Genomic DNA, 6041 nt, shown 5'->3' on the forward strand with positions numbered 1-6041 from the left:
CCAGCGACCCGCCCGCCGCCGCGCCGTCGGTCAGCGCCGAGCCGGAGCCGCCCGCCGAGAACCCGCCGGACGAGCCGGCCGACCCGCCGCCGGCGCCGCCGGAGCAGGAGGAGGAGCAGCCGCCGGCCGAGCCGCCCGCGGACGAGCCGGACGACCAGCCGGTGGCCGACGCGCCCGTGCAAGAGCCGGACGAGCCGGTCGAGGACGACGAGCCGCCGGTCGACCAGCCCGAGGTCGAGCCGTCGCAGCCGTCCGAGACGCCGACGAGCGAGCCCACGCAGGAGCCGACCGAGGAGCCGACGGCCGAGCCCACCCAGCCGCCGGCGGAGCAGCCGCCCACCATCGACCAGCAGCCGCCGCCGAACCCCGTCGTCGTGGCCGGCGAGACCGTCACGCTGACGGTGGCGGTGTCCGGCAACCCGCCGCCGGAGCTGCAGTGGCAGTACGCCGACCCGCCCGAGGACACCGGGGGCGACGAGCAGACGCCGGCGGCCGCCGAGACGTCCGGCCCCCGCTTCCTGTTCGCGCCGACGACGTCCGGCACGCCGTACGTCCGGTCCGCCGAGTACCGCACCGGTGACGTCCCGGCCGACGAGACACCCGGCGACAGCCAGGACGTGCCGTCCGAGGAGGACTGGGTCGACGTCGCCGGCGCCACCACCGACACGCTGGTCATCGAGGAGCCCGACCGCGCCCTCGACGGCCGCCTCTACCGCGTCAAGGCGACCAACCCGCTCGGCACCATCACCACCGAGCCGGCCGTCATCACCGTGCAGTACCCGCCCGAGATCGAGACGCAGCCGCAGAGCGTCACCGTCGTCGAGGGCGGCACCGCGGTGTTCGAGGCGACCGCCGTCGCCAACCCCGACGCCATGACCATCACCTGGCAGGTGCGAGAGCCCGGCGGCGAGTGGAGCCAGCCCGACATCGCCGTCGCCACGCCCCGCCAGGAGGGCGTCACGTCGACGCTCGAGCTCACCGGCGTCGGCCCCGACCGCGACGGCTACCAGTACCGCGCCGTCTTCACCAACGAGGTCGGCGAGGCGACGTCCGAGCCGGCGACGCTCACGGTGCACTGGCAGCCGAAGGTCACCGAACAGCCCGAGTCCGTCGAGGCCGGCCCCGGCGACGACGTCGAGTTCACCGCCAGCGCTTCGGCCAACCCGGAGGCGACCTGGGCCTGGGAGAGCGCGCCGTCCGCCGACGGCCCGTGGACCGCCATCCCCGACGCCACCGGCACCGGACCCGACGCCGCGCTGACCCGTACCGGCGTCACGCTCGACGACGACCACACGCGGTACCGCGCCGTCTTCACCAACGAGCTGGGCTCGGTCACCACCGACGCCGCCACGCTCGAGGTCGTCCGGGCCGGCCGGTTCGAGGTCGACCTCGGCGAGGCGGGCACCCGCTGCCTCGTGGTCGAGAGCACCGACGTTCGCGCCGGCGACTGCGCCAACGCTCCGAGTCGAGGCTGGGAGGCACCGGGCGACGGCACCATCGTCTGGCGCGGCGATCCGGAGCAGTGCCTGGACGCCACCCACCCGCTCGGCGCGGTCATCCTGGCACCGTGCGACGGCAGCGCCAGCCAGCAGTGGGAGTTCGACCCGAGCACGTCGGCAGCCCAGAACATCTACAGCGGCAAGTACCCCGCGTTCGTGCTCGACATCGAGCAGGTCGCCGCCGATGGCAGGCTGATCCTGTTCAACTGGCACGGTGGCGTCAACCAGCAGTTCCGCTACATCCAGCCGTAGCCGTCCGCTGACGCTCCACACCGCCCGGTGAGCCCTCACGGCTCGCCGGGCGGTGGCGTTTCCGCACCCATTCATCCGGTTCGTCCCGGCCGGACAAATTCCCCGAGAAATTCTTCGTCAGCCGCGTCATAGCCGGACCCGATCTCTGTCTTGTCGATCAAAGGCCCTGATCCACTCGACACGACGGCGAAGGGGGAACTGGCCGCATGACCGCACTGGCCGATCACATGAACACGTACGCAGAGGACTGGTTCGAGCTGCGGGACGCATGGCGGGCGTACGCCGCCTGCCGGGGCATGGACACCGACCTCTTCTATCCCGAGGGCCGCGGCAGCACGCTGCGGGCCAGGGAGCAGATCGCCAAGAACATCTGCACGTCCTGCCCGGTCGCGCAGCAGTGCCGGGAGGCCGCATCGGCCCTCCCGGAGCGGTACGGCATCTGGGGCGGGCTGACCGAGGCGGAGCGGGGCTGGTCGCGCCGCTGAGGCCGGCCACCCGCCTTCCCACCGCTCTCGGCCCACCCAGGATTCACCGTCCGCACGACGCCCAGAAATGGGCGAAGTCACGCATCGCGGGACGCCGCGAAGAACGTGACGCGCACCACACCCCTTCCCTCCATCTCCGGTTTCGCCACAATCCGCGGACCCCGCCGAAACGCCGTGTCAGAAGAGTGTCAGGCGGATGTCAGCCCGGACATCGATACTGATCGCATGTTTGCGTCGCTGGGCCGTTACGTGGCCCGACACCCGTGGCAGGTCATCGTCGCGTGGGTCGTGCTGGCGGCCGCGGTCATCGCCACCGCGCCCGCCCTCACGTCCACCACCGACGAGGCCGAGTTCCTGCCCGACCACTACGAGTCCATCCAGGCCGCGGAGCTGCAGTCCGAGGCGTTCCCCGACCGTACCGAGATCGCCGCCATCCTCGTGTTCGACCGCGAGGACGGCGGTGAACTGACCGACGACGACGTCGCCACCGTCGAGCGGGTCTCCGGCGAGCTCGGCGAGCTGGGCCTGCCCGAGTTCGGCCCGGTCACGCCGAGCCCGCCGTCGGAGAACCGGCTGGTGCAGACGGCCATCGTCAGCCTGGGCCAGGACGCCAACCCGTTCGGCGAAGAGATCCTCGACAGCGTCCGCGACCTGCGCGACGAGGGTCAGGACCTCGTCGACGACACCGGCCTGCGGCTCGGCGTCACCGGGTCGGCCGCCCAGAGTCTCGACGCGCAGGAGGCGGCGACGAACGCCGAGGCGATCGTCGGCATCGTGACCGTCCTGCTGATCCTCGGCCTGCTGCTCATCATCTTCCGCAGCCCGATCATCGCGATCATGCCGATCATCGTCGTCGGCATCATCTCGCAGGTGGCGACCGGCCTCATCGCCTTCTCCAACGAGGCGTTCGACCTGCAGGCCGACTCGTCCATCACGGTCATCCTCATCGTGGTGCTCTACGGCATCGGCACCGACTACATCCTGTTCTTCCTGTTCCGCTACCGCGAGGCGCTGCGGCAGGGCATGGACAGCAAGACCTCCGTCGCGCACGCCATCGAGCGGGCCGGCGAGGCCATCGCGTCGGCCGGCGGCGCCGTCATCGTCGCGTTCATGGCGCTGGTCCTGTCGACGTTGAGCATCTTCCGCTCGATCGGCCCGGCGCTGGCCATCGCCGTCGCCGTCACGGTGCTCGCCGCGCTGACCCTCGTGCCGGCCATCGTGTCGCTGCTGGGCACGAAGGTCTTCTGGCCCTCGAAGGCGTGGAAGACCGAGCCGAAGGCGGCCCGGTTCGGGGCCGTCGGCGACTCCCTGGGCCGGCACCCGGTCCGGTTCGCCCTGGTGTCCGGCCTGGTGCTCGCGGCGCTGGCGGTACTGGCGTTCGGATTCCGGCCGACGTTCGACCTGTCCGACACCGGCGTGCCCGCCGACGCGGAGTCCACCGTCGCGCTGGAGACGCTGCAGAAGGGCCTGCCGCCCGGCGCGACCGACCCGACGACCGTGCTGCTGCACAGCACGAACGGCGACCCCATCGACGCGGCCGACCAGGCGGCGTTCGGCAGCGCGCTCGGCGAGGCGACGGGGGTGGCGCAGGTGGCCGAGCCGGCCGCGTCGCCCGACGGCACCACGGTGATCTACAGCGTGGTGCTAGACTCCGATCCCACCTCGGACGCGTCGATGGAGCACGTCGAGGGGCCCATCCGCGATGCCGCGCACGACGCCGCACCCGACGGCACCGAGGCGCTGGTCGGCGGCACGACGTCGGTCTTCGTCGACCTCCAGGATGCGATGAACCGCGACTACTCGGTCGTGTTCCCGGTGGCCGCGCTGATCATCATGGTGATCCTGGCCGTGCTGCTGCGCAGCCTCGTGGCGCCCTGGTACCTCATGGCGTCGGTCGGCCTGGGCTTCGGCGCGACGCTGGGTGCGACGGTGCTGCTGTTCCAGACGATCCAGGGCGACGACGGGCTGATCTTCATGCTGCCCATCTACATCTACCTGTTCGTCGTGGCGCTCGGCACCGACTACAACATCCTCATGGTGGCGCGGCTGCGCGAAGAGGCCCGCAACGGGATGGAACCGCGCGACGCCGCGGCCATGGCGGTCCGGCACGCCGGTCCGACGGTCGCCGCCGCCGGCATCATCCTGGCCGGCACGTTCGCCTCGCTGATGCTGGGCGGCAACGCCCTGCTGACGTCGATGGGCTTCGCCATCTCGTTCGGCATCTTCGTCGCGGCGTTCATCATGGCGATGTTCTTCACGCCGGCGTTGACGGCGCTCATCGGGCACGCCGCCTGGTGGCCCGGCCACGGCGACCGCCGCGAGGAGCCGGCTCCGAAGGACGAGGTGCTGGCCCGCTCCGGCGACTAGCGAAACCGGGACGTACCACCGCATCGCCCACGACGCGGCGTCACAAGACTTCCCAGGTCTGTGGCGCCGCGTCGATCTTTGCGCCAGAGTACGAGCCATGAAGTGGGGAATCCGCCTGGTGCTCGCCGCCGCGGCGAACGGCGTGCTGTTCATGATCGCCGCCGTGCTGTTCGACAAGTTCAACCTGTCCTTCACCGGCTGGCTGATCGGCACCGCCCTGTTCACGCTGTTCACCATGTTGCTGCGCGGGGTCATGGCGTCGCTGGCGCGCAAGTACGCCTCCAGCGCGACGTTCCTCGGCGGCGTGGCCCTGACGTGGGTCGGGTTGCTGCTGACCGATCTGTTCACCCCCCGCGAGAACTTCTTCCTCGAGGGCGTGGGCACGTGGGTCTTCGTCACGCTCATCGTGTGGGTCGGCACCGTCATCTACGACCAGGTGGACGACCGCCTCATCGACGCCGTCCACGGCCGGTCGAAGGGCCGCTCGACCGGCGCCTGAGCCGAAATCGGTCCGGTAGCGCACGGCCCGATTGGCCCTCACGGCCGGACCGATCCGTCCGTAGCGTCGGGGCATGACCACCGCCACGCTCGCCGTCGCCACCGCTCCCGCCACCGTTCACGCGCCGCTGGTCACCCGGGCGCTGCTGCTCCGGTTCGTCACGATCATCGGCTCGTCGCTGGGCTTCTACCTGCCGTTGTCCGTCATCCCGCTGGTCGCCGAGGCGGCCGGGTCCGCCGGCGCCGCCGGCCTGGCCACGGGCGCGCTGCTGGCCGCCTCGATCGCCGGTGAGGTCGCGACGCCCCGCCTGGTGGCCCGGTTCGGATACCGGCTGGCGCTGACCGCCGGGCTCGTGCTGCTCGGCGCACCCACCCTGGTCCTGCTGGCCTCCACGGAGCTGGCCGTCATCGTGGCGGTCAACGTGGTGCGCGGCCTGGGCTTCGGCATCACGATCGTGGCCGGCGGGGCGTTGACCGCAGCCCTGCTGCCCGAGCACCGCCGCGGCGAGGGGCTGGCACTGGTCGGCGTCGTCGGCGGGGTGCCCGCGCTGGTCGCGCTGCCGTTCGGCGTCTGGGCCGCCGGCCAGTGGGGTCCGGGGCCGGTGTTCGCGGCGACCGCGGTCGCCACCCTGCTGAGCCTCGCCGCCGTGTCCGGTCTCCCCCGCCGGGCGGAGGACACCGCGGACGACGCGCACGGAGTGCTCGCCGGACTGCGTGACGCCGGGCTGGTCCGGCCGGCGGCCGTGTTCGCGGCGTCGACGGTCGCGATCGGCATCCTGGTGACCTTCCTCCCGCTGGCCACCGCCTCGGCGTCGGTCGCCGCGGCCGCGCTGCTGGTCCAGCCGGCCACGGCCACCGCGGCCCGGTGGGTGGCCGGCCGGCTCGGCGACCGGCACGGCCAGGCCCGGCTGCTGGTCCCCGGGCTGCTGCTGGCGGCGGC

At 72.2% G+C, this 6041-nt stretch carries 5 protein-coding genes; all 5 read left to right on the plus strand.

The features are described 5' to 3' along the window. On the plus strand, positions 1-1751 hold a 1751-nt coding region (locus DY240_RS24615; RefSeq protein ID WP_199702336.1), incomplete at its 5' end, for a ricin-type beta-trefoil lectin domain protein. A gap of 227 nt (positions 1752-1978) precedes the next feature. Further along, complete coding sequence (locus DY240_RS24620; RefSeq protein WP_111256804.1) at positions 1979-2236, plus strand: WhiB family transcriptional regulator; 258 nt, start codon at positions 1979-1981, stop codon at positions 2234-2236. A 225-nt stretch (positions 2237-2461) separates the two neighbouring features. Continuing rightward, on the plus strand, positions 2462-4603 hold the full coding sequence (locus DY240_RS24625) for an MMPL family transporter (RefSeq protein ID WP_119662352.1): 2142 nt from the start codon (positions 2462-2464) through the stop codon (positions 4601-4603). 97 nt (positions 4604-4700) lie between these two features. Beyond that, a complete protein-coding gene (locus tag DY240_RS24630; protein WP_119662353.1) occupies positions 4701-5102 on the plus strand; it encodes a hypothetical protein in 402 nt (133 codons plus the stop codon). 73 nt (positions 5103-5175) lie between these two features. Next, a partial coding sequence (locus DY240_RS24635; RefSeq protein ID WP_147375506.1) for an MFS transporter occupies positions 5176-6041 on the plus strand: 866 nt, incomplete at its 3' end.

It is taken from the genome of Jiangella rhizosphaerae, from assembly GCF_003579925.1.
Classification (GTDB): domain Bacteria; phylum Actinomycetota; class Actinomycetes; order Jiangellales; family Jiangellaceae; genus Jiangella; species Jiangella rhizosphaerae.